The sequence below is a fragment of the Methylobacterium sp. Leaf112 genome, from assembly GCF_001423295.1.
Taxonomy (GTDB): domain Bacteria; phylum Pseudomonadota; class Alphaproteobacteria; order Rhizobiales; family Beijerinckiaceae; genus Methylobacterium.
This window is the reverse complement of record NZ_LMNG01000034.1, coordinates 223,208-246,334: the sequence shown is the minus strand read 5'-3', so window position 1 is coordinate 246,334 and position 23,127 is coordinate 223,208. Positions and strand designations below refer to the sequence as shown.

The window sequence follows — 23,127 nt, the reverse complement described above, 5'->3', positions numbered from 1 at the left end:
CGACGGCTGAGGAACCGAAGGGCGGACCCTCGCGCGTCATCGCCCTACTTCGCGCTCACGACCACGGACCCGAAGCCCGTGCGCCCGAAGCGCTCGGGCCGGTACATGTCCTCGATGGTGGCGGCCGGGTGGACGTAGGTGCCGGGCGAGACGGCGCGCACGGTGTAGGCGACGCGGAAGAACGCCGACTGCTCGGTCGTCCGCTCGTAGGCGGCGACGAACCGGTCGTCGCGGAACGCCGTGTACACCGGTGCCACGTCGGACTTGGCGAAGGCGAGACCGGTGAGCGCATCGGCGTCGAGGAGCTTCGGGTTGTCGATCTCCAGGCCGGCCGGCAGGCGATCCACCAGCAACAGGCGGCCGGGGCTGGACTTGGCTTCCGTCACCTTGAGAACGACTACGAGGCGGTCGTTCTGGCGAATGCCCTGCGCGAGATCGACGGGGCTGCCGTCGAGGCGGTGATAGGTCCGCTCAAGGGCGTAGCCCCGCGATTCGGCGGGCTCGGGCGCGATGGGGTTGCCGATCACGCTCACCACCATCTGCGCCGTCGTGGTGCCGGCGTTGACGATGGCGACGGGCTTTTCCGCCAGCGCATCGCCGCGATAGAGCCGCGCGAGGGCACCGGTCGCGGATGCGCCGTCGATGGTGAAGCGCAGGGCGTCGGAATCCTTGGCCAGCCCCTGCGCAGCCATGACCATCCAGGCGTTCTCCTGGGTGCTCGTCGGGCGCCCCGCCTGGCGCTCCTCGGCGATGACGGTCGCCAGGGGCTGGACCGCGTCGCGGGCGAGCCCGGTCTCGGCGGCCAGTGTCAGGAGGCCGGCGCCGTCGCGCAGGCGCGAGCCGTAATCCGGCCTGTCCGTGGGTCCCGGTCCCTTGAGTGCCGTCACCGCCGAGGCGAAGGCCTTGGCCGCCCGGCCCCGGTCGCCCAGCAGGGCGAGGGCCGCCGCGATCTGGCCGCGCCCGAGGGGGGTGGCGAAGGCGTCGAGCTTGGTGTCGGCGAGGTAGCGCAGATCCCCCATCACCGGTCGGCCGTTGCGGGCGAGCACGTAGGCCGCATAGGCGATGTCCATGCCGCCGTCCCGGACCTCGCTCGTGTTGGCCACCGCGTTGCGCAGGCTGTCGAGGGCGCTGGCGAAGGCGGTGGGTGGCACGGCAAAGCCTCGCTCGCGCGCCCGGGTGAGGAAGTCGGTGACGTAGGCGTTGAGCCAGACATCGGTCTGGCCGCCGACGGACCACAGGCCGAACTCGCCCGACGAGCCCTGGCGGGCGAGCACCCGGTCGATGGCCTCGCGGATGCGGATGTCCACGGCGTCGTCGACGCCCATCCGGTCCCCGGGCGCCGCGCGGCTGAGGGCCAGAAGCGGCATCGCCCGGCTCACGGTCTGCTCGGAGCAGGCGTAGGGGTAGCGCTCCAGGGCCTGGAGCAGGGCCGGCACGTCGAGGCCGGCGAGCGTCGAGGCCGTGACCGAGACGGCCCCGGTGCCGGGCAGGATGTCGGCGAGGAGTTCGTCCGTCACCCGCAGGGTCGCGCCGGGCGCGAGCGGCTGCACCGTGCGGCGCGCGAGGGGCCCGGTGCCGGCGCCGATCCCGAGCGCGAAGCTCTGGCCGATGCCGGGCGGCAGGCCGGGGCCGGTGAGTGTCACGTCGAGGCGCGTCGTGCCTGGACCGGCGGCGGTGATGGGAATCACCAGGGCCCCCTTGGCCCCCGCCTCCAGTCGCAGGGTCTTGTGGAGGGCCTCGGCCCCCACCACCACGGAACCGGTCAGGCCGAGATCGACGGTGTAGTCGCCCGCCGGCCCCTCGACGTTGTCGATGGCGATGTGGAAGCGCGAACGGTCGCCGACGTTGAGGAAGCGCGGCAGGGTGCCGGTGAGGATGACGGGATCGCGGATGATCACGTCGGCCTGGGCCGCGCCGACCTTCGACCGGCTCCAGGCCGTGACCATGACCCGGCCGGTGCCGTTGAAGGCCGGGAGCGGGAAGCTGACGCTGGCCCGGCCGTCGGGCCCGACGGTGACGGGGCCGGAATACAGCGCCAGGGGCGCCTGGGTCGGGGGCGTGTCGGCGAGTTCGGCCGCACCGCCGTCGCCGCCGGAGCGGATGGCGCCAAGCGTCCCCTGCATGCCGTCGATGAGGTAGCCGTAGACGTCGCGGATCTCGGGGCCGAGGGCCTTCTGACCGAAGAAGTGCCGGAACGGATCGGGGGATTCGTAGCGCGTCAGGTTGAGGATGCCGACATCGACGAGCGCCACGCTGACTCGGGCCGTCTCTCCGGAGCCGAGGCCCGCGAGGCGGATCGGAAGCGTGAGGGTCTCGCGGGGCCGCACCTTGGCGGGCGCCTCCACGGTGACGGCGAGGCTGCGGCTCGCCGGATCGACGGCGAACCACGCCACCCCGAGGGCCCGGCCCGGCAGGCGCTTGGCCGCCTGGTCGAGGGGCCGGTAGGCGGTGGCGACGAGATAGGCACCGGCACCCCATTCGGGCTTGACCGGGATGTCGACGGTGGTGCCGCCGCTCGGCACCGCCACAGTCAGCACGGCGTGGACCTTGTCGCTCACCACCGCCAGGGTCGCCTGACCGGCAAAGCGCGGCTGAAGGCGGGCCCGCAGGGTTTCGCCGGTGGCATAGGACGGTTTGTCGAGGCGCAGATCGAGGAGGTCCGGCACGTCCGCCGTCTCGCCCCCGCCCCAGCCGACCGTGAAGGTGACGCTCGCGGTGGCCTGCGGCCGGCCCGGCACGCTCGCCTCCAGGCGATAGGTGCCGTAGCTCACCACGGAATTGATCCGCCCGAGGGTGTCGGACGCGAGATCGAGTTTCCCGTCGGCGATGCGCCGGGTGCTGGTGACGGGCTCGAACGACCAACGCCCGCCCTCGCGGTACCATTGGTAGGTCTTCTCGACCTTCTGCAGGGTCCAGGCGACGCCCGCTTGGGACAAGCGCCGGCCATCGGGCGCCGCCATGGCGACCTCGAAGCCGGCGGTGCCGCCCTCGGGCAGGTCGCCCGAGAAGGTCTTGCGGATCGCCAGCACCGGGCCTTCGGGCAGGATCGGCAGGGTGAGGGTGCGCGAGAGCGCCCGGCCGCCCGGCTCGCCGACCTGAAGGGTGATGCGGGCCTCCGTGGGGCGCGGGGCAGCAAGCGCCGGCACCGGCACGGTGAGGCGGGCGGCCCCCTGCGCGTCCGTGGTGGCCCGCGCCTCGATCTCCTGGGAGACGGCTTCGACCCGCTCGTCGTCGAGGCCGACGGAGAAGCCCTCCAACCCCTTGATGCCGCTGCCCGCCGCCTGCTGCACCAGCACGGTGCCGGAGACTTCGAGCCCCGAGCCCGGCGCGCCGTAGAGGTAGCGCGCCGCGACATCGATGGTGGCCGGCGCGTCCCGGACGAGGCTCGGGGTCGCGCTCGACAGCGTCACATCCAGGCGCTCGGGCACGTAATCCTCGACGAGGAAGCTCGCCTCGCCGATGGCGGGCGCCTTGGGGTCGGTATAGGCCGAGACCCGCCAGGTGCCGTGCATGGCCCCGGCCAGGAGGGGCACGGCGAGCGAGCGCCCGCCGAGGCCGGCATCCGGCACGGCGACGCGGCGGGCCTCGACGCCGTCGGGGCGCTTGAGCACGAGCGTCAGGGGCAGGTCGGGCACGGCGACGCCCACGGCGTCGCGTAGGAGGGCGGTGAGGTTCACGGTCTCGCCCGAGCGGTAGACGCCGCGCTCGGGGAACACGTAGGCCTCGACGGCCCCGGGCTGGGGCCGGCCCTTCACGCCGCGATCCGTCAGGTCGAAGGCGGATTGGTTCAGGTCGAGGAAGCCGTAATCGTCGCCCATCTGGGCCACGACGAGACCCGGCGCGATCCCGCCCTCCCCGCGCGCGAGACCGGCCGCGAAGGCGGCGTGGCCCTGCGCGTCGGTTCTCGCCGTGGCCAGAACCTCGTTGTTGCGGGCCACCAGCCGGATTTCGGCGCCCGCCACAACGGCGGCCGAGGCGAGGGACCGGGCGAAGACATGGACCCCGTCGCGGCCCTTGAACACCGTCAGCCCGAGGTCCGAGACCACGAACCACTGCGTCGCCTGTTGCTCGTAGCCGCCCTCCTCGTCCGTCGCGCCGGCGACGCCCGTGGGCTGGGCCAGCATGACGTAGAGACCGGGTTCCAACTTGCCCACCGCCTGCAGCACGGGGAAGGCCGTGACGGCTTCCGCGTTCAGCTCGGCCTTGGCCGTGTCGAGCACGCCCTTCCAGACCCGCTGGCCCTTCTGCTCGGCGATGGTCTTCGCCGTCGAGCCGTTGAGCTGGGAAAGGAAATCTTCCGAGCGCAGCGACGGCAGCAGGCCGCGATCGCCGATGCGCAGGACCTCGACGTCGAGCTTCGCTGCGTTCACCGAGACCAGGGGCACCCCGGCCTGACCCGTGCGCGGCAGGACGTAGTTGCGCCCGGTGAACCGCACCTGGGGCGAGCGGTCCCGGACATAGACCTCGTAGTCGAACGACTTCAGCAGGGTCTCGCCGGCCGCAGACGGAATCCCCTGGCGCAGGACGAAGGCGTAGCGCTCACCATGCTTGAGTCCGTCGACGCAGACCTGCTGGCCGCTCCCCGTGACGGCGGCGTTGGCCGCGCCCGAGACGGCGACGAAGGGGGTGAAATCGGTCTTCGGGGCCAGCCCTTCGGAGAACTGGAAGCAGACGCGCGGGGCGGCGGCATCGGAATCGACCTTGTAGTCGAGGACACGGAAGCCGTGCTCGGCCCGCAGCCCCTCGTAGGTCTCGCGCACCTGCACGTCGTCGGCGAGCGCGAGGCTGGCGCGGTAGGCTTCCAGGGACGGGCGCCACTCGGATTCGGCGGCCTGGACTTCGCCGAGGGTGGCGAGCGCCTCGGCCTCGGCGGCGACGGTGGCCGCGCGCAGGTAAGCCGCGTAGGCGGCGGCCCTTGCGTTGCGGCGCAGACGCATGCGGCTGCTGTAATCGCCGGTCTCCCCGGTGCCGACGGCGCTCGCGGCACGGGCGTAGGCGAGCCAGTTCTCGGGGTTGCCCGGCTCGGCGGCGATGGCGGCCCCGAGGGGCTTGAGCGCCTCGAGGGGCTTTTCGGCCTCCATCAGGGCCGCGCCCTCGGCCCGTGCCCGAGCGGCCGGGCGCGGCGGGCCGGCCTCGGCCTTGAGAGCGGCCTCGAGGCGTACGCCGTCGCTGGCGAGGGGTTCACGCTGAAAGGCCTTGGGGGCCGGGGCCTTCAGGCCCGTCCTGGTGGGTTGGCCCAGGGGTGCCTGCGCCTGCGCAGGCGGGTCGAACAGGCCGGCGAGGAGGAACGCGCCCGCTGCCACGAGCGCCGTGCGCCTGTGCCCCGTCGATCCCGCCATCGCCAACCCCATCGACTCGACCCCGCCCGCACGGCGCTCCGGGCCGGGACCGTAGCACTTCGCCTCCCGCCCGCAATCCGGGATCGACGCCCTGGAATTCACGCGGCGCCTCTGCCAAGCTCCATCCCGCGTTTCGGAGGCACGGATCGATGGTGCGACGGGTTCGGGCCGGTTTGGGAATGGGCTGCGTCGTGTTGGGTCTCGCCCCGGCGCTGGCCCTGGCCCAGGCAACGAGGCCCGCCGTGCCGCCTCCGCGGGCGGCTGCGCCCGACCCGGCCTTCGAAGCGGCCAAGGCGGCGTACGAGGCGTTGCCGGAAGCCGAACGCAAGGCCCTCCAGGACGCCCTGGTCTGGACGGGGGATTCCAACGCCGTCGTCACCGGCACGTTCGGGAAGCGCACCTACGACGCCTTGAACGCCTACCGGGCCCGGACGGGCGGCGGGGGCGGCCTCCTCGACGCGACCGGCCGCGCGGGGCTGCTCAAGGCCGGTGCAGCCGCGCGCGCGGCGGCCGGCTTCCTCATCAAGCCCGATCCGGGGAGCGGCACGGTTCTGGGCCTGCCCGAGCGGTTGCTGCCCAAGCGCGGAGCGATCCCGGGCGGCACCCGCTGGCAGAGCGCGGATGGCCGCATCACCGTGGAGACGAAGTCGTTCGCCCCCGGCGAGACGAGCCTCGAAGCGATGTTCGCCCGCCTCACCGCGCCGACCCCCGAGCGCCGCGTGACGTACAAGCTTCAGCGGCCGGACTTCCTCGTGGTCACCGCCGAGACACCCGCGGGCAAGTCCTACATCCGCTACTCCGCCGGGGAAGCCGGCCTGCGCGGTCTGACCCTGGGCTACGACAAAGTGCTCTCGGAGACGTTCGACCGCCTCGTCATCGCCATCGCCAACAGCTTCGTGCCGTTCCCGGACGCGGCGCCCGCGGCTCCGGTCGCCCGCGCGGCTCCAATCCCGCCCCCCCTGATCGACCGTCCCGCCGCGCCCTTCGCGACGGGGCTGCTGGTGGCGCCGGGCCGTGTGCTCACGAGTGCCGCCGCCCTCGACGGCTGCGCCATCCCGCGGGTCAACGGTGGGGCCGCCCGCATCGCGATGCGCGACGGCGGCCTGATGCTTCTGGATGTGTCGGGCCCGTCGAAGTCGGGTGCCCCGCCGGCCCTGCAGGGGGCAGGCGCGACGGCCTCGGGATCCGTGCTGGTGATGGGGGCGGAGGGGAACGGCGCCGTGGCGGCGGCGCCCGGCTTTCTCGCGAGCGACGGGCGAATCGAGGCGCCTCTTCAGCCGGGCGCCGGGGGGGCACCGATCCTGGACGCCAGCGGGGCGCTCTCCGGACTCGTTGCCAGCTATCCGAGCGCGCCGCGCAAGGTGGCGGGGGTGGTGCTGCCAGCGCGGTACGGAACGGTTGCGGCCGACCGGATCGGCGCGTTCCTGACTTCGGCCGGCGTGACGACCGCGACCGCTGGGAGCAGCACGTCCGGAACCGTCGTTGCGCGGCTGGCAGGCGCCGTGGTCGGAATCACCTGCCAGCCTTGAACGCAGCGACCCGAACGGCGAGCTTCGCGTTCGGGCCGATAAGCCGACAAGTCCCAAAGATCTCGCTTGGCTAGTGTCTCAAGACGAGGTTCGGAAGCTCAGAGTCGTCCGGTCACCAGCAGCACGATGAGGATGATCACGAGGATACCGCCGAGGCCGAAGCTCTGTCCGCGATAGGCGCCGCCGCCGAGGAAGTTGCCGCCGCCGAGAACCGCGATGATGAGGATGATGAGAAGGATGGTGGTCAAGGTCATGGAACGGAACTCCGGGGCGCGCTCAACCGCTTCGGCTTGAGCTTGACCGTTCAAACGCCCCGCATCGGATTCCGTTCAACCGGACGGGACCGAGATTTTCTCGAACTCGCAGATTTTCACTTAATCCCGTCCGCCGACCGGCCCCACTCCGCCTCAATAGAGCGGCGGAACCTCGACATTCGGGATCGGGAACGGGCCGAGCATCACGCGACCGTCGGCGATCCGCAGGGGCGGGAGGGCTTTCAGGGCCGGGTCGGCCGGGGGCACCGCGTCGGGTGCCGCCGCCTCCGCCCGGGCACGGCGGCCGCCGCCGAGGAACTGGCCGACGAGGTTGCCGATGAGGGCGCCCTTCTCGGCGCCGAAGCGCTGGCCCATGACTTGGCCGACGATGGCTTCGACGCCGGCGGCGCGCACGTCGATCTGGCCTTCCGGACGATGGCTCGGATCGAGACTCAGGCTGCCGTGGGCCTGGGCCCGACGATTGCCCTTGGCGAGCGACAGAAGGGCGATGTCGAGGCTGCCGCCGGCTTGGCGCCAGGCCTCCAGTTCCCGCGCCACCGTTCCCGTGTGCAGGGTCGCGGCCCGGTTCACGGTGGCGTCGAGGGCGATGTCGGTCGGGTCGGCGTTGCCGACGTAGGGATCGATGAACGGCACCGCCGCCTTGGCGACGCGCAGGCTGAGGTCGACGGCTCCCTCGGCGGCGAAGCGGCCGGGGGTCGGCCGGCCATGGGCCTCGAGGTGCTGGGCGTCGAAGGCGATGTCGGGCTGCCCGGGTCCGCGCACGGTGCCCTTCAGGGCGTCGACCACCACGGAGGCGCGCACGAACGCCTCGGAGGCGCCGTGGAAGCTCGCCTCCAGGGACGTCCATGTCACGTCGCCGGTGAGGTCGCCCTGCTCGACGTGGAACGGCCCGGCCACCTGCAGGATGCCCTGGCGCGGCTGATAGACCTGAACCACGGCGGTGACCGGCCCCAGGGTGAAGCGGCTGTCGGCGCGGGCGAAGGCGAGGGACGCGCAGCGGAGTTCGATGCGGAACGGATAGCCGGAGATCGACCGGTCGGCACAGGTCCAGGTCCGGCCAGCCGCCGCCTCCCGGCCGAGCCAGGCATCCATCTCGCGGCCCGCCCGGTCGCGGACCCAGACCCATGCGGCGGACCACAGGACCACGAGGGTGGCGAGCAGGATGAAGGGGACGAACAGGCCTTTTCGTGAATGCGCGCGGGGCGCGGCCGGCGTTGTCGTCGTTGTCATCGGGTCCCCGCCGCCGTCGATCTTTCGGAGGCGGCCCCTCTGCAGGCCCGCCACGTTCGTCCGGCATGGCCTATCAGGGTCTTGGCGGCGAAAGCATGGCCGATGGGTTCAGGCGTCGGCCATCGCGTCGGCGTCGAAGTCGGCCACGATGGCGCGGCGCTCGGCCTCGGTCTCGGCGAGGCGGTGGACGTGCATCTCGTTGGCGCCGCGATGCCGGGCGCGGACCAGCCAGCCGCGGGTCAGGCGCTCCCGCGGGCTTTCCCCGGCGGAGGTGACGCTGACGAGCTCGCCATGCCCGTCCGCGTCGCGGCGCACCGCCAGGATCACCGCGTCGTCCATGTCGTCGAGTTCAGGCTCGACGAGATCATGGATGCCGACGATGTAGCGACGGCCGGACCGGCCACGCCATGCACTCAGCAGCAGGGCGGGGGTTCCACGCAGACCGGCGGTCGTTCTGAGGCGTTCTTCGCGCATCGGTCGTCTCCGTGCTCGGGCATCCGCGAAGTTCCGCTGGGAGCGGACCGGGACAGGACCCTTCGTTCGCTGTTTGTTCCAAATTATTCCTAACAAAGGGTTACCGTCAAGGCCGCCGTTCCCGGGCGAGAACGTTCGGGCACCGGCGACCCCATCCCCGCGATTCCATGCTCGCGACCCCATGAAGGTGTCGCCCGGGTGCCCGCCGATGCCGGAGCGCGCCCCGCAACGCCTCAGGCGGTGGGCGACGCGCTTTGCACCGGGGCCGGTACGGTGTGGCCCCGGGCCGCGAGGTCGGCCCGGCCGGCGCTGAGAAGGGCGTCGGAGGCGCCCTCGATGCGCGCCTGGACCGTGTCGAGGAAGCGGGCGCGGTCGAGGCCGGGCGGGATCGGGGGAAGGAACTCGATCACCGTGGTGCCGGGCCGGCGCATCAGGCTGCGGCGCGGCCAGTACAGGCCGGTGTCGAGGGCCACGGGAAGGCAGGGCACGCCCAGGGTCGCGTAGAGGTGGGTCAGCCCGAGCTTGTAGGCCGGCGGGGCGCCGGGTGGGCGGCGCGTTCCTTCGGGGAAGATGATGAGCTGGCGTCCCGCGCGGATCACGTCGGCGGCGGCCTCGTTCATCGCTGCCATGGCGCGCGTGCCCTTCGAGCGGTCGATGGCGACCATGCCGGAGCGCGACAGGAACCAGCCGATCAGGGGAATCCAGAGGAGCTCACGCTTGAGGATGTAGGCGAAGTCCGGGAACACCGTGACGAGCGCCAGGGTCTCCAGAGCGGACTGGTGCTTGGCCGCGACGAGGACGGGGCCCTGCGGAATGTTGGACAGGCCCCGGAACTCCACGGCCACGCCGCCGATCACCCGCAGGAGCCACAGGGTGACGTTCGCCCAGGCTTGAGCGAGGCGGATGACGGCCCGGCGGGAGACGAGGGCGGGCAGGCCGAGCACCGCGATGAGCGTCGTGGCGAGGTAGAAGGCGAGGCTGAAGGCGATCGAGCGGAGAATGACCATCGGGACTCAAAACTTATGGGACGGCAAGAGTTATGGGACGGGAAGAACGGCTGGCGGCAAAAACAGCTGGCGGCAAGAACGCTGAATGACAAGAACGGCGGCGTGGCAAGAACCGATCGCCGATAAAAACGAGGGGACGGCCAACCGGGCGGACGCTCCCGCGGGCGATTCTCGCACAGCTTGAACCCATCGGCCGCCGGGGAAAACGCCCACCCGAACAGAAAACGCCCGATCGGGGTGAAAACCTCTGCCCACGGGGGAAACATTCGCCCCGGCGCATGCGGACCGGAATCGGGCCCGCCCTGGCTCCCGAACGCCGGACCGGCCCGGCTCGCCGACGCGACCGACTTCGTTGACTTCTCTCGCGCAGGCTCCTTAACTCGACCCGCAACGGCGACAAAAACCGGAGGGAACATGGGGTCACTACGCGTCACGGGCCATGGCCTGGACCTCGGCGAAGCCCTGCGGGGCCGGGTCGAAGAGCGGATGGCGGCGACCCTCTCGAAATACCTCGACAGCCACATGAACGGGACCTGCTCGGGCCACGTCACCCTGCGGCGGGACGGGACGGCCTACCGGACGGATTGCGTGCTGCACCTCGTCTCCGGCCTGACCCTGGAAGCCTCGGGGGCCGCACACGATGCCCATGCGAGCTTCGAGCAGACGGCCGACCGCCTCGAGAAGCGCCTGCGCCGCTACAAGCACCGGCTCAAGGACCACGGTGCGGCCGCCCACGAGGGCGCCACCGTGCAGGCCGCCTACGCGGTGTTCGCGTCCCCGAGCGAGGCCGAGTCGGCGGACGACGACGACCGCGACGCGGAGGATCTCGACGGCGATCAGCCCGACGATGGAACGGATCATCCCCCCGTGGTGGCCGAGAGCACCAAGACGCTCAAGCGCCATTCGGTGAGCGAGGCGGTCACCGCCCTCGATCTGACGGGGGCGCCGGTGATCGTGTTCGTTCATGCTGGCACCGGGCGCATCAACGTCGTATACCGCCGCAGTGACGGAGCGATCGGCTGGGTCGATCCGGCGGACGCCAACGCTTGAGCGCCTGACCGGAACTGACATCGGAACCCAGCGATTGATCCTTAGGTGATCTTGGACCGTGCGCGGTCCGACCTTTTACTCCGCGGTGGCCGTTCCGGTCACCGCCGAAGGGGCGGCGGTCCTTCATGCCAGTGCTGGAATTCCTCAATCCGGATTCCGTGGTGCCTTCGCTGCGCGCCCGCGCCAAGAAGCAGATCCTGCAGGAGTTGAGCGCCCACGCCGTGCGGCACCTGCCGGCTTTGGACGAGCGCGAGGTGTTCGAGACCCTGCTGCAGCGGGAACGACTCGGCTCGACGGGCATCGGCGACGGGGTGGCGATCCCGCACGGCAAGCTGCCGGGCCTGGACCGCCTGTTCGGCCTCGTGGCCCGCCTGGAGCGGCCGGTGGATTTCGATTCCCTGGACGGCCAGCCCGTGGACATCGCCTTCCTGCTCCTCGCCCCCGAGGGAGCGGGCGCCGATCACCTCAAGGCCCTGGCCCAGGTGGCCCGGCTCCTGCGCGAACCCGGCATCCTCGAGCGCATCCGCGCCGCCCGCGACGCCAGCGCCCTCTATGCCCTCCTGACCCACACGTCGGCGTCCCAGGCGGCGTGATCCCGATGCCGTTCCTTTCGCGATTCCGGTCGGCCGCCGCCGCTGGCTGTCTCCTGGCCCTGGGCGTCCCGGCCGCGGCCGGTCCGACGGACACCGCCTGCGCGCGCGACGTCCTCGTGGCGAGTTCGATGCAGCGCCAAGCCATCGACCAGCTCGAACAGACGGGCAGCGACGAGGCCGAACTGTGCCGAATCTGGCGTCGCCACGTCGAGACCATGCGCCGGGTGGCCGGCGTCTACGGCCGCTGCCTGTCCGGGGCCGAGCGCAGCGAGCGGCTGGCCCAGGTGGTGGGCTCCGAGAAGGAGTTCTCGGGGCTGATCAAGAGCCGCTGCAAAGGCGTGTGAGCCGACGCGCCACGCTCTGGCGGGGCCGCGGGACGAACCGATTGCCCAGGGGCCCCGGACGATTCAGTGCTGGCCGCGCAGGAGAAGCGGTTCGGCCACGACCTTGATCGGTTTGCCGCGCCCGATGAGGATCGCCGCGCGGGACCGCTCGGGGTCGTCCTCGAAGCGAGTGCGGACCCAGGCCACCAGGAACTTCAGGTATTCGGAGGCGAGGAGCCGGGCCGCGGACGGTTGCTGCCACCAGCGACCGGCATCGAACCCCTCGGTCACGACCGGATACGGCACCACGCGGTCGATGCCCGGCAGGGCATGATCGAGCTCCACCAGGGTGCGGGGCATGTGGTAGTTCGACGTCACCACCGCCACGGTGCTGAAGCGGTGCAGGCGCATCCAGCGCCGGGTCTCGATGGCGTTGCCGATGGTGTTGCGCGCCCGGTAGTCGAGATCGACGCAGCAATCGATCCAGTGGCGCTGATTGGGATTGAGGCGGGCGATCTCGTCGCGGCTGGTGCGCTCGTTGACGCCGGTGATGAGCAGGCGCCGACCGTAACCGTTGGCCAGGAGATCGATGGCATCGCCGATGCGCTGGGCGCCTCCCGTCAGGGCCACGATGCCGTCGGCCCGGCCTTCCGGCGCACGCTGGTCGCGCTCGACGCAGGCGACGAAGGTGAGGAAACCACCGAACAGGACCGCTCCGCCGAGACCGGCGAGCCCCAGGACCGCCTTCATCGTGCGCCCGGGGGATCGCACCGATAGGCGAAGGGCGGGCTCCGCACGCCGGGGTGCATCGGTCCAGGCCCAGCCGAAAGCCTCGGAGGGCCTCGTGGTGTGGCTGCCTGACATCCGCGTCGTCATTCTCCGTGAAGATAGCCCCGATTGAGGCCGTGACGAGGCAAGTATCTCCTCCCGGAAAGGTTCACGGAGGGTTAACGCGATCCCGTGAGGTGCGCCCCGGACATGGTCAGGCCAGGAAGCGCCGCACGGTGAGGCGCGAGACGATGCCGGTGACCACGGAGGCGATCACACCGATCAGGAGCACGCTGGCATAGCCGCGCCAGCCAATGTGGAAGGCGCCGAACAGGGCCTCGATCTCCTCGCCGGCCGGTCCGGAGCGCCAGGCGCCGGCGGCGAAGCCGGCGATCGCGAAGGCGATCAGGGCCGCCACGGAGCCGATGATGCCGCCGCGCAGGCCGAGGCGGAAGAACCGCCGCTGAAACGCGCGGGCGATGAAATCGTCGTCGGCGCCGACGAAGTGCAGCACTTCCACCACCTCGCGATTGCCCGCCATGGCACCCCGGGTGGCGAAGACCACCGCGAGGCCCGTGGCGACGAGGACGAGGGCGACGAGGCCGACGCCGACGCCCACGAAGGTGTTGGCCATGGTCGAGAGCCGGCGCAGCCACAGGGCGTGATCGTCGAGGCTCGCGACGCCGGGGAGCGCCTCCGCGAGCGACGCGCGCAGGGGCTTCAGGTCGGGCCGGGCGGATTCGGCGAGGCGCAGGGTGACGAGGCGCGGCACCGGCAGGTCGGACAGATCGAGGCCGCTGCCGAGCCAGGGCTCGAGCAGCCGCTCGGCCTCGGCCTTCGAGAACACCCGGGCGGCGGCGATGCCGGGCGTTGCCTTGGCCAGGCTTTCCGCCCGGGCGACGTCGGCGTCGAGGTCGCGCCCGGGGCTCGGGCGGACCTGGATCGTCACTTCCTGGGCGACCGCGCCCTGCCACTGGTCGGCGCTGGAGGCCACGATCTCGGCGGCCCCCGCGCACAGGGCGGCGAGGAAGGTGAGGATGGCGATGACGGCGGCGAGCGCCCGGCTCGCCGAGGAATCCGTCGGGACCAGGGGGGCGTTGCGCCGCAGGGTCGCGGGCAGCGGGCTCGGCGGAGGCGACGCCGTGCGCGGCGGGGAAACGGGTCGGCTGGCGGCGGGGGCGACGGATCGGCTCATGGACGCTCCACGGCGAGGCGGCCGTCGCCGAGCACCAGCCGGCGGGCATCGACGAGATCCATCAGGGCGAAATCGTGGGTGGCGATGAGCACGGAGGTCCCGAGGCGGTTGAGCTCGATGAACAGGCGCAAGAGGCGCCGTCCCAGCCCCGGATCGACGTTGCCCGTGGGCTCGTCGGCGAGGAGCAGTTCGGGTCGCGCGATGAGGGCGCGCGCGATGGCGGCGCGCTGCTTCTCGCCGCCCGACAGGAGCGGCGGCAACACGTGCATGCGCTCGCCGAGGCCGACCCAGCGCAGCAATTCGACCACCTCGGCCCGGTAGCTCGTCTCGGCCCGGCCCTGGACGCGCAGGGGGAGCGCGACGTTCTCGTAGGTGGTGAGATGGTCGAGGAGGCGGAAATCCTGGAACACCACGCCCATGCGCCGGCGCAGGCCCGTCAGCGCCTCGCTGGAGATGCCGCTGACCTCCTCGCCGAACACCGAGACCAGTCCCCGCGTCGGGCGCACCGACAGGAGGATGAGGCGCAGGAGCGTGGTCTTGCCCGCCCCCGACGGCCCCGTGAGGAACTGGAACGAGCGCGGCGCGATCTGGAAGCTCACGTCGCTGAGCACCTCCGGACCGAGGCCGTAGCGCATCCCGACATTCTCGAACTGGACCACCGGCTCTTCCGCCCCGGACAGCAGGCTGCCCGTGTTCACCCGATCCGCCACGCGCACCCCATCACTCTTGCCCCATCACGCGCTCTTGCCTCATCACGCTTGCCCGATTGCGGTCGCGCATCCCCTCGGGAACGCGGCGCACGCGTCCGGCGCCACCGCTTCACGGATGGTTAACCGCGTTCGCGCAGAACCGTGTGAGTCTTTTTGACCGAGCCGGCAACTGCCGATCGAGACCCCGAGGCGCCGATTCGCCATGCTGATCGTCTGCCCATCCTGCGCAAGCGAATATGTGATCGACACCGATCGCGTCGGCGCGGAGGGACGCTCCGTGCGTTGCGCGGCCTGCCGCGAGACCTGGTTCATCTCCCCGGACGATGTCGCGGCCGCCCTCGAGGCCGAGATGACGGCCGCCATGATGGAGGCGGTCCAGGCCGGCCCGGAGGACGCCAAGGCGCGGGCCGAGGCCCAGGCCTCCCTCGACGCCTGGGAGGCGGCGATGGCGGAAGAGACAGGGGCATCCGATTCCGGGCCCGCATCGGCCACGGCGGAGGCGCTCCCCTCCGAGCCACGCGCTCGCCCGAGACCGAAGGCCCCGGTCAAGTCCGTCGGGCGGCCACGCTTCTCGCCCACCGCCGCCATCGGCCTGTCCGTGGTGGCCGGGCTCGGCCTCGCGGTTCTCGGACGCACGACCGTGGTGCGGGCGATGCCCCAGACCGCCGGGCTCTACGCCCGCATCGGCCTGCCGGTGAATCTCCGCGGCCTCGACCTGCGCGACGTGGTCGCTTTTCAGACGCAAGGCGACGGCGCCCAGCTCGTGGTCGAGGGCGACGTGGTCGGGGTGGCGGCGGACGGCGCGGCGGTCCCCCCCATCGAGATCGAGGTGCGGGACGGGCGCGACCAGCCCCTGTATCGCTGGAGCGTGGTCCCGCCGCGCCGCAGCCTCGAGAACCGCGAGACCGCGCGGTTCCGGGCCAGCCTGTCGGCGCCGCCCGCCGAGGCGCGCGCGATCCACGTGCGTTTCTCGCAAGCCCCTTCGGTGCAACGGGCCGACGCGGTCGCCAAAACCGATGGCACCCGCGGCCACCCGTGATATGAGGTGTCCATGACGACTCCTTCCCGACGCGTCCGCGTCCTGTTCGACGAAGCCGCCATCGCCCGGCGCACCGAGGAACTCGCCGCCGCCATCGCGGCGGCCAAGCCCCAGAACCTCCTGGTGGTGGCGGTGCTCAAGGGCAGCTTCATGTTCGCCGCCGATCTCCTGCGCGCCCTGCACCGGGCCGGTCTGGAGCCGCAGGCGGAGTTCGTCCATCTGTCGAGCTACCGCACCGCCACGGTCTCGTCGGGACAGGTCGAGATCCTGCGCGACGTCGAGAGCGAGGTGCGCGGGCGCGACGTGCTGCTCATCGACGACATCCTCGAATCCGGCCGGACCATCGTGTTCGCCAAGGATCTGCTGATGGCGCGCGGGGCCAAGCGGGTGCTCACGGCCGTGCTCCTCGAGAAGCCGGGCAAGCGCGCCGTCACCATCGACGCCGACTTCGTCGGTTTCACCTGCCCCGACGTCTTCGTGGTCGGCTACGGCATGGACGTGGCGCACGCCTACCGGCAATTGCCCTTCGTCGGCCTCGTGGATTACGACAGCCCCGAAGCGGACCTGTTCGGCGGCACCTGATCGAGGGACGGTCGCCGGAGCGGACCACCCGGCGAAGACTACGGTCCCGGCACGAAAAAAAGTCCGCAGGCGCATCCGTGTGGCGCTCTGTCCCTTGACAGGGCGCCCGCTCGCTTGCGTGACTGAAATCCCTTCCCTTGCGAGAGAACCTGACGAACGATGGCGCGCATCCTGCTCGTGGATGACGAAGAGACGGTCCGGGGATTCCTCAAGCGGGGCCTGGAGATCGATGGCCATGCCGTGGTCACCGCCACCGATGGCAGCGACGGGCTCGACCGTCTCATCGAAGCCGACGGCGCCTTCGATCTGATGCTCACGGACATCCGCATGCCGCTGATGGACGGGATCGCCCTGGCACTGGCGGCCAAGCGCGATTTTCCCAACCTCACCATCCTGCTGATGACGGGCTTCGCCGATCAGCGCGAGCGCGCGCGCGGCCTCGACGCCATCGTCACCGATGTGCTCACCAAGCCTTTCTCCCTCGCGGATCTGCGCTCCACCGTGACCCGGGCCCTGGCCCTCGCCGCCTGACCATGCGGCGCTGAGGCGCCGACCACGCGCCGGTCTTTCGGGAGCACCCACCTCCGGCTGGGCTCGCATGTGCCCGATTCGATCAAAACAGCCGAATTCCGCGGCTCCGCGATTGCGCGCCCTCCATTCTGCGTGACGCACGCCCCTGTCCGAAGTTTCGGACAGGGGCCGGACAATACGTGCGGAATGCCGCACTGCCGCAAAACCCAAAAATCATTCAAGTCATTGTTTCAGTGATTTAATTTAAATGGACTGGACTTGGTCCACTTCCTGCAAAATCATACTGACAAAGAGCGGGCAAACGCGTCTGATCCGCTCAAGAAACACTAGGGAGGATACCATGGAGCGTAGCCGCGACCTCGATCCCGTCGAGACGCAGGAATGGCTCGACTCACTCGATGGCGTCCTCGACGTCGACGGGCCGGAGCGGGCGCATTACCTGATCGAGCAAGTCATCGACGGAGCCCGCAAGAAGGGCGCCCCGGTCCCGTACTCGGCCAACACTGCGTATCTGAACACGATTCTGCCCCAGAACCAGGATCCGCATCCGGGCGACCGGGCCATCGAGCACCGCATCCGCTCGGCGATCCGCTGGAACGCCATCGCGATCATCCTGCGGGCCAACAAGGATTCCTCGGAGCTCGGCGGCCATATCGCCAGCTTCCAGTCGGCCGCCACCCTCTACGACACCGGCTTCATGCATTTCTGGCGCGGGGCCAACGCCGACCACGGCGGCGACCTCATCTACGTGCAGGGTCATTCCTCGCCCGGCGTCTACGCCCGCGCCTTCCTCGAAGGGCGCCTGACCGAGGAGCAGCTCCTCGGGTTCCGCCAGGAAGTCGGCGGCAAGGGCCTCTCCTCCTATCCGCATCCCTGGCTGATGCCGGATTTCTGGCAGTTCCCCACGGTCTCCATGGGCCTCGGCCCCCTGATGGCGATCTACCAGGCCCGCTTCCTGCGCTACCTGCATCACCGCGACCTCGCCAAGACCGACGGCCGCAAGGTCTGGGCCTTCATGGGCGACGGCGAGATGGACGAGCCCGAGAGCCTGGGTGCGATTGCCCTGGCCGCGCGTGAAAAACTCGACAACCTCGTCTTCGTCATCAACTGCAACCTGCAGCGCCTCGACGGGCCGGTGCGCGGCAACGGCAAGATCGTCCAGGAACTCGAGGCCGATTTCCGGGGGGCCGGCTGGAACGTCATCAAGGTGCTGTGGGGTTCGGGCTGGGACGCCCTGATCCAGAAGGACAGCACCGGCATGCTGGCGCGCCTCATGGAGGAATGCGTCGACGGCCAGTATCAGGACTTCAAGTCGAAGAGCGGCGCCTACGTGCGCGAGCACTTCTTCGGCAAGTATCCGGAGACGGCGGCCCTGGTGGCCGACTGGACCGACGACGACATCTGGCGCCTGACCCGCGGCGGCCACGACCCGCGCAAGGTGTTCGCGGCCTACAGCGCCGCCTCCAAGCACAAGGGCCAACCGACCCTCATCCTCGCCAAGACCGTCAAGGGCTACGGCATGGGCGAGTCGGGTGAGGCTCAGAACATCACCCACCAGCAGAAGAAGATGGGCGAGGCGGTGCTCCGCCAGTTCCGTGACCGCTTCCAGATCGACCTCACCGACGACCAGCTGAAGGAGATCCCCTTCATCCGGTTCCCCGAAGGCAGCCCCGAGCACCGCTACCTCATGGCCCGGCGCGAGGCACTGGGTGGTCCCCTCCCCCTGCGGCGTCGGAAGTCGCATGCCCTGGAGATCCCGCCACTCTCGGCGTTCTCGGCCCAGCTCAAGGAGACCGCGGGCCGCGAGATCTCCACCACCATGGCGTTCGTGCGTATCCTCAACACGCTGCTGCGCGACAAGAACATCGGCAAGCGCATCGTGCCGATCGTGCCCGACGAGAGCCGCACCTTCGGCATGGAGGGCATGTTCCGCCAGTTCGGCATCTTCTCCCAGGTGGGCCAACTCTACCGGCCGGAAGATGCCAACCAACTGATGTACTACAAGGAGGACAAGAACGGTCAGATGCTCCAAGAGGGCATCAACGAGCCGGGCGCGATGTCGTCCTGGATCGCGGCCGCGACCTCTTACTCGCACTCCGACGCGCCGACGATCCCGTTCTACGTCTACTACTCGATGTTCGGCTTCCAGCGGGTCGGCGATCTGGCCTGGGCGGCGGGCGACATGCGCGCGCGCGGCTTCCTCATCGGTGGCACCGCCGGGCGCACCACCCTGAACGGCGAGGGCCTGCAGCACGAGGACGGCCACAGCCACCTCATCTCGTCGACCATCCCGAACTGCGTCTCCTACGACCCGACCTTCTCCTACGAAGTCGCCGTGATCGTGCAGGACGGCCTGCGCCGGATGTATGCCGAGCAGGAGGACGTGTTCTACTACATCACCGTGATGAACGAGAACTACGAGCACCCGGGCATGCCCGAGGGCGCGGAGGCCGGCATCATCAAGGGGATGTACCTGTTCAAGGAAGGCCCTGCGGAAAAGACCAAGGGCCACCGGGTGCAGCTGCTGGGCTCGGGCACCATCCTGCGCGAGGTCATCGCGGCGGCAGACCTGCTAGAGCAGGATTTCGGGATCGCGTCCGACATCTGGAGCTGCCCGAGCTTCACGGAGCTGCGCCGCGACGCCATGGCGGCGGAGCGCTGGAACCTGCTCCACCCCCTGGAGGGCAAGCGCCTCTCGCACGTCGAGACCTGCCTCTCGGGTCGCACCGGCCCGGTGGTCGCCGCCACCGACTACATGCGCCTGTTCGCCGACCAGATCCGCACCTGGGTTCCCGGACGCTACCGTGTGCTCGGCACCGACGGCTTCGGCCGTTCGGATTACCGGGCCCGCCTGCGCGACTTCTTCGAGGTCAACCGGCACTGGGTCGTGGTGGCGGCCCTGCACAGCCTCGCCGAGGAGGGTGTGATCCCGGCCCAGACGGTGGCCGACGCCATCGCCAAGTACGGCATCGACACGGACCGGCCGGCACCCTGGACCGTCTGATCCGCGCCCCGTCGGCCGCCGCATCCCGGCGGCCGACGCCTTGAGACTTCCCGACCCTTTCCATCGACGGACCGCACGAGGGAGCCCGCGAGAGGCTCCGACTCAACCAGGGAGATTGCGCAGTGGGTATCGAGATCCAGATTCCGGACATCGGCGACTTCAAGGACATCCCGATCATCGAGATCCACGTGAAGGAGGGCGACACGATCGGGCCCGACGATCCGCTGGTCTCGCTCGAATCCGACAAGGCGACCATGGACGTGCCCTCGCCGAGCGCGGGCGTGGTGGAGCGGATCCTGGTCAAGCTCGGCGACAAGGTGAGCGAGGGTTCGCCGCTCCTCGTGTTCAAGGGCGAGGGCGCCAAGGGCGACACCGCCGCGGCCGAGAAGGCCGCCGACGCGCCCGCGGGCGCCGACAGCGCCGCACTGCTCGCCAAGCAGGAGCCGGCCCCGAACGCCGCTCCGAGCCCTGCCCCGGCAGCCCCCGCCCCGGCAGCCCCCGCCGGCAGCATTCCGGACTTCTCCCAGGTCCATGCCAGCCCGGGCGTGCGCCGCCTGGCGCGCGAACTCGGGATCGACCTCACCACCATCAAGGGCACCGGCGAGAAGGGCCGGGTGACCAAGGAGGACGTGAAGGGTCACCTCACGCGCTCCGCCGCGCAGGCGCCCGGCGCCTCAGGCACGGCCGCGTTCTCGGGCGGCGGGATGGGCATCCCCGAGATCCCGGCCGTGGACTTCTCGAAGTTCGGCCCCACCGAGACCCGGCCCCTGTCGCGGATCAAGAAGATCTCCGGCGCGCACCTGCACCGGTCCTGGCTCAACGTGCCGCTCGTTACCCACCAGGACGAATCGGACATCACCGAGACCGACGCCTACCGCAAGGAACTCGACAACGCGGGCAAGGAACTCAAGGACAAGGGCTACCGCGTCACCCTGCTGGCCTTCCTGATCAAGGCGGCGGTCTCTGGCTTACGCAAGCACCCCGAGTTCAACGCCTCGCTCTCGCCCGAGAAGGACGCGCTGATCCTCAAGCAATACTACAACATCGGCGTGGCGGTGGACACGCCGGACGGCCTCGTGGTCCCGGTGATCAAGGATGCCGACCGCAAGGGCATCGTCGAGATCAGCCGCGATCTCGGCGCGATCTCGGCGAAAGCCCGCGACGGCAAGCTCAGCGCCGCCGACATGCAGGGCGCGACCTTCTCGATCTCCAGCCTCGGCGGCATCGGCGGCACGTCCTTCACGCCGCTCGTCAACGCCCCCGAGGTCGCCATCCTGGGCGTCGCCCGCTCCAAGATGACGCCGGTCTGGAACGGCACGGAGTTCAAGCCGCGCCTGATCGTGCCGCTCTCCCTCTCCTACGACCACCGCGTCATCGACGGCGCGCTCGCCGCGCGCTTCGCCCGCCACCTCGCCCACGTCCTCGAGGACGTCCGGCGCCTCGTCGTCTGACGAGACCCGGCCAGCGCGAACTCAAGTGAGGTGACACGATGAGCAGCAACAGCATCCATCTGCCGGATATCGGCGACTTCAAGAACGTGCCCGTCATCGAGGTCAGCGTCAGCCCCGGCGACGTGATTTCCGTCGACGACGTCATCGTCGTGCTGGAATCCGACAAGGCCACCATGGACATCCCGTCCCCGGTTGCCGGCACGGTGGCCGAGGTGCGGATCAAGGCGGGCGATACGGTCAGCCAGGGCGACCTGATCCTGGTGATGGCCGAGGCCGCCGCCGCGACGGGCACGCCGAAGCCGAGCCCGGCCGGCACGGGCGCCGCCGCAGCCCACGCACCGGGCGAAGGCCAGGCCGGCTACGGCTCGGCCGCGACCCAGGGCGGCCACGGTGCCGCCGAGGCCGCCGCACCGAAGGGCGCGGTGCCGGTCTCCGGCGAGGAGATGCGGGCGCAGGTGCTCGTCATCGGCGCCGGGCCCGGCGGCTACACCGCCGCGTTCCGGGCGGCCGATCTCGGCCAGTCGGTGGTGCTCGTCGAGCGCTGGCCCAGTCTCGGCGGCGTCTGCCTCAACGTCGGCTGCATTCCGTCGAAGGCCCTGCTGCACGCCGCGAAGGTCATCGACGAGAGCCACGCCATGGCGGCGCACGGCATCTCCTTCACCGCGCCGCAGATCGACATCGGCAAGCTGCGCGAATGGAAGGACGGCGTGGTCAAGCGCCTCACCGGCGGCCTCTCGGGTCTCGCCAAGCAGCGCAAGGTCACGGTGGTGACGGGCGAGGCCCGCTTCGTCAGTCCGAACCAGGTCGCGGTGGAGCACGAGGGCCGGACCCGCGTGATCGGCTTCGACCACGCCATCATCGCCGCCGGCTCCGAGCCGGTGCAGATGCCGTTCATCCCGCACGACGACCCGCGCGTCATCGACTCGACGGGGGCGCTCGAACTCGACGGCGTGCCGGCCCGCCTGCTCGTGATCGGCGGCGGCATCATCGGGCTGGAGATGGCCACCGTCTACCACGCGCTCGGCTCCAAGGTGACCATCGTCGAGCTGATGGACCAGATCATCCCCGGTGCCGACAAGGATATGGTCACGCCGCTGATGAAGCGGATCCAGAAGCAGTACGAGGCCATCCACCTCAAGGCCAAGGTCACGGCCGTCGCGGCGACGCCGGAGGGCCTGAAGGTGTCGTTCGAGGGCGGTACCGCGCCGGCGACCGACATCTTCGACAAGGTGCTGGTCTCGGTGGGGCGGCGCCCGAACGGCAAGCGCATCGGCGCGGAGGCGGCGGGCGTCGCCGTGGACGAGCGCGGCTTCATCGCCGTCGACAAGCAGATGCGCACCAACGTGCCCCACATCTTCGCCATCGGCGACGTGGTCGGCCAGCCGATGCTGGCCCACAAGGCGACGCACGAGGGCAAGGTCGCGGCCGAGGTGGCGGCGGGCAAGAGCAGCGTCTTCGACGCCAAGGTGATCCCGTCGGTGGCCTACACCGACCCGGAGGTGGCCTGGGTCGGCATGACCGAGAACGAGGCCAAGGCGAAGGGCATCAAGGTCGGCAAGGGCGTGTTCCCGTGGGCGGCCTCCGGGCGCTCCCTGGCGCTCGGCCGCGAGGAGGGCCTGACCAAGGTGCTGTTCGACCCCGAGACCGACCGCATCCTCGGCTGCGGCATCGTCGGCCCGTCGGCCGGCGACCTCATCGCGGAGGCGGCCCTCGCCATCGAGATGGGTGCGGATGCCGAGGATATCGGCCTGACCATCCACCCGCACCCGACCCTGTCGGAGACGATCGGGCTAGCGGCCGAAGCTTTCGAGGGCACCATCACCGACCTCTACATGCCCAGGAAGGACGGGCCCAAGAAGGCCCACTGACCTTATCGAACCGGCGCGGCGACCCATTTGGGGGCCGCGCCGACAGGACGACCCAGCCTCCGTGCCATGTGGCACGGGGGACGGGGACGGCCGTGCCGAGCACGGACAGGGGGTGTGGCCCGCGACCGGCCTCCTCGCGTCCCCCATCAGCAACCGACG

General features: G+C 70.6%; 18 protein-coding genes. 10 read left to right on the top strand and 8 right to left on the bottom strand.

Annotated elements, in window-relative coordinates:
• Positions 1-44 precede the first annotated feature (44 nt).
• Positions 45-5,339 (bottom strand): alpha-2-macroglobulin family protein, encoded by a 5,295-nt coding sequence (locus ASF52_RS21460; RefSeq protein ID WP_056176766.1) that lies wholly within the window; start codon positions 5,337-5,339, stop codon positions 45-47.
• A 149-nt stretch (positions 5,340-5,488) separates the two neighbouring features.
• Between ASF52_RS21460 and ASF52_RS21455 the strand changes: the two genes are divergently transcribed.
• Positions 5,489-6,868, top strand: coding sequence for a serine protease (locus ASF52_RS21455; RefSeq protein WP_156630268.1), 1,380 nt, complete (start codon positions 5,489-5,491; stop codon positions 6,866-6,868).
• A gap of 98 nt (positions 6,869-6,966) precedes the next feature.
• Here ASF52_RS21455 and ASF52_RS22815 read toward each other — a convergent pair whose 3' ends face one another.
• From ASF52_RS22815 to ASF52_RS21440, 4 genes are all read right to left on the bottom strand, one after another.
• On the bottom strand, positions 6,967-7,122 hold the full coding sequence (locus ASF52_RS22815; protein WP_156369003.1) for a DUF3309 domain-containing protein: 156 nt from the start codon (positions 7,120-7,122) through the stop codon (positions 6,967-6,969).
• 153 nt (positions 7,123-7,275) lie between these two features.
• Positions 7,276-8,373, bottom strand: coding sequence for a DUF2125 domain-containing protein (locus ASF52_RS21450; RefSeq protein ID WP_056176998.1), 1,098 nt, complete (start codon positions 8,371-8,373; stop codon positions 7,276-7,278).
• A gap of 108 nt (positions 8,374-8,481) precedes the next feature.
• On the bottom strand, positions 8,482-8,847 hold the full coding sequence (locus ASF52_RS21445; RefSeq protein WP_056176763.1) for a hypothetical protein: 366 nt from the start codon (positions 8,845-8,847) through the stop codon (positions 8,482-8,484).
• Between the two features lie 233 nt (positions 8,848-9,080).
• On the bottom strand, positions 9,081-9,854 hold the full coding sequence (locus ASF52_RS21440; protein ID WP_056176760.1) for a lysophospholipid acyltransferase family protein: 774 nt from the start codon (positions 9,852-9,854) through the stop codon (positions 9,081-9,083).
• Between the two features lie 414 nt (positions 9,855-10,268).
• Between ASF52_RS21440 and hpf the strand changes: the two genes are divergently transcribed.
• From hpf to ASF52_RS21425, 3 genes are all read left to right on the top strand, one after another.
• Complete coding sequence (gene hpf / locus ASF52_RS21435; protein ID WP_056176758.1) at positions 10,269-10,904, top strand: ribosome hibernation-promoting factor, HPF/YfiA family; 636 nt, start codon at positions 10,269-10,271, stop codon at positions 10,902-10,904.
• A gap of 125 nt (positions 10,905-11,029) precedes the next feature.
• Positions 11,030-11,497, top strand: a complete 468-nt coding sequence (ptsN, locus tag ASF52_RS21430) for a PTS IIA-like nitrogen regulatory protein PtsN (RefSeq protein ID WP_056176756.1) — start codon at positions 11,030-11,032, stop codon at positions 11,495-11,497.
• A gap of 5 nt (positions 11,498-11,502) precedes the next feature.
• A complete protein-coding gene (locus ASF52_RS21425; RefSeq protein ID WP_056176752.1) occupies positions 11,503-11,841 on the top strand; it encodes a hypothetical protein in 339 nt (112 codons plus the stop codon).
• Positions 11,842-11,904: 63 nt separating this feature from the next.
• On the opposite strand, the gene ASF52_RS21420 is transcribed toward ASF52_RS21425, so the two are convergent.
• The 3 genes from ASF52_RS21420 to ftsE all read right to left on the bottom strand — a co-directional run bounded on the left by ASF52_RS21420 (position 11,905) and on the right by ftsE (position 14,481).
• Positions 11,905-12,570 (bottom strand): YdcF family protein, encoded by a 666-nt coding sequence (locus tag ASF52_RS21420; protein WP_244473041.1) that lies wholly within the window; start codon positions 12,568-12,570, stop codon positions 11,905-11,907.
• A 232-nt stretch (positions 12,571-12,802) separates the two neighbouring features.
• A complete protein-coding gene (locus tag ASF52_RS21415) occupies positions 12,803-13,783 on the bottom strand; it encodes a cell division protein FtsX (protein ID WP_056176745.1) in 981 nt (326 codons plus the stop codon).
• The gene (ftsE, locus tag ASF52_RS21410) at positions 13,780-14,481 is read right to left on the bottom strand and encodes a cell division ATP-binding protein FtsE (protein WP_200918837.1); all 702 of its coding nucleotides are present in this window, start codon (positions 14,479-14,481) and stop codon (positions 13,780-13,782) included. The genes ASF52_RS21415 and ftsE overlap by 4 nt, the downstream gene beginning before the upstream one ends.
• Before the next feature lie 214 nt (positions 14,482-14,695).
• Between ftsE and ASF52_RS21405 the strand changes: the two genes are divergently transcribed.
• The 6 genes from ASF52_RS21405 to lpdA all read left to right on the top strand — a co-directional run bounded on the left by ASF52_RS21405 (position 14,696) and on the right by lpdA (position 22,968).
• Positions 14,696-15,532 (top strand): zinc-ribbon domain-containing protein, encoded by an 837-nt coding sequence (locus ASF52_RS21405; RefSeq protein ID WP_056176738.1) that lies wholly within the window; start codon positions 14,696-14,698, stop codon positions 15,530-15,532.
• A gap of 12 nt (positions 15,533-15,544) precedes the next feature.
• Positions 15,545-16,114, top strand: coding sequence for a hypoxanthine phosphoribosyltransferase (gene hpt, locus ASF52_RS21400; protein ID WP_056176735.1), 570 nt, complete (start codon positions 15,545-15,547; stop codon positions 16,112-16,114).
• A gap of 159 nt (positions 16,115-16,273) precedes the next feature.
• A complete protein-coding gene (locus ASF52_RS21395; RefSeq protein ID WP_056176733.1) occupies positions 16,274-16,645 on the top strand; it encodes a response regulator in 372 nt (123 codons plus the stop codon).
• A 340-nt stretch (positions 16,646-16,985) separates the two neighbouring features.
• The gene (gene aceE / locus ASF52_RS21390; protein ID WP_056176730.1) at positions 16,986-19,649 is read left to right on the top strand and encodes a pyruvate dehydrogenase (acetyl-transferring), homodimeric type; all 2,664 of its coding nucleotides are present in this window, start codon (positions 16,986-16,988) and stop codon (positions 19,647-19,649) included.
• A gap of 62 nt (positions 19,650-19,711) precedes the next feature.
• Positions 19,712-21,100 (top strand): dihydrolipoyllysine-residue acetyltransferase, encoded by a 1,389-nt coding sequence (aceF, locus tag ASF52_RS21385; RefSeq protein ID WP_082479044.1) that lies wholly within the window; start codon positions 19,712-19,714, stop codon positions 21,098-21,100.
• Between the two features lie 38 nt (positions 21,101-21,138).
• Complete coding sequence (gene lpdA, locus ASF52_RS21380) at positions 21,139-22,968, top strand: dihydrolipoyl dehydrogenase (RefSeq protein ID WP_056176724.1); 1,830 nt, start codon at positions 21,139-21,141, stop codon at positions 22,966-22,968.
• Positions 22,969-23,127: the final 159 nt, after the last annotated feature.

What these genes read in the sequence shown, in the direction of transcription:
- ASF52_RS21460 (WP_056176766.1), bottom strand. Translation starts at nt 5,339, where the DNA reads ATGGCGGGATCGACGGGGCACAGGCGCACGGCGCTCGTGGCAGCGGGC.
- ASF52_RS21455 (WP_156630268.1), top strand. Translation starts at nt 5,489, where the DNA reads ATGGTGCGACGGGTTCGGGCCGGTTTGGGAATGGGCTGCGTCGTGTTG.
- ASF52_RS22815 (WP_156369003.1), bottom strand. Translation starts at nt 7,122, where the DNA reads ATGACCTTGACCACCATCCTTCTCATCATCCTCATCATCGCGGTTCTC.
- ASF52_RS21450 (WP_056176998.1), bottom strand. Translation starts at nt 8,373, where the DNA reads ATGACAACGACGACAACGCCGGCCGCGCCCCGCGCGCATTCACGAAAA.
- ASF52_RS21445 (WP_056176763.1), bottom strand. Translation starts at nt 8,847, where the DNA reads ATGCGCGAAGAACGCCTCAGAACGACCGCCGGTCTGCGTGGAACCCCC.
- ASF52_RS21440 (WP_056176760.1), bottom strand. Translation starts at nt 9,854, where the DNA reads ATGGTCATTCTCCGCTCGATCGCCTTCAGCCTCGCCTTCTACCTCGCC.
- hpf (WP_056176758.1), top strand. Translation starts at nt 10,269, where the DNA reads ATGGGGTCACTACGCGTCACGGGCCATGGCCTGGACCTCGGCGAAGCC.
- ptsN (WP_056176756.1), top strand. Translation starts at nt 11,030, where the DNA reads ATGCCAGTGCTGGAATTCCTCAATCCGGATTCCGTGGTGCCTTCGCTG.
- ASF52_RS21425 (WP_056176752.1), top strand. Translation starts at nt 11,503, where the DNA reads ATGCCGTTCCTTTCGCGATTCCGGTCGGCCGCCGCCGCTGGCTGTCTC.
- ASF52_RS21420 (WP_244473041.1), bottom strand. Translation starts at nt 12,570, where the DNA reads ATGAAGGCGGTCCTGGGGCTCGCCGGTCTCGGCGGAGCGGTCCTGTTC.
- ASF52_RS21415 (WP_056176745.1), bottom strand. Translation starts at nt 13,783, where the DNA reads ATGAGCCGATCCGTCGCCCCCGCCGCCAGCCGACCCGTTTCCCCGCCG.
- ASF52_RS21405 (WP_056176738.1), top strand. Translation starts at nt 14,696, where the DNA reads ATGCTGATCGTCTGCCCATCCTGCGCAAGCGAATATGTGATCGACACC.
- hpt (WP_056176735.1), top strand. Translation starts at nt 15,545, where the DNA reads ATGACGACTCCTTCCCGACGCGTCCGCGTCCTGTTCGACGAAGCCGCC.
- ASF52_RS21395 (WP_056176733.1), top strand. Translation starts at nt 16,274, where the DNA reads ATGGCGCGCATCCTGCTCGTGGATGACGAAGAGACGGTCCGGGGATTC.
- aceE (WP_056176730.1), top strand. Translation starts at nt 16,986, where the DNA reads ATGGAGCGTAGCCGCGACCTCGATCCCGTCGAGACGCAGGAATGGCTC.
- lpdA (WP_056176724.1), top strand. Translation starts at nt 21,139, where the DNA reads ATGAGCAGCAACAGCATCCATCTGCCGGATATCGGCGACTTCAAGAAC.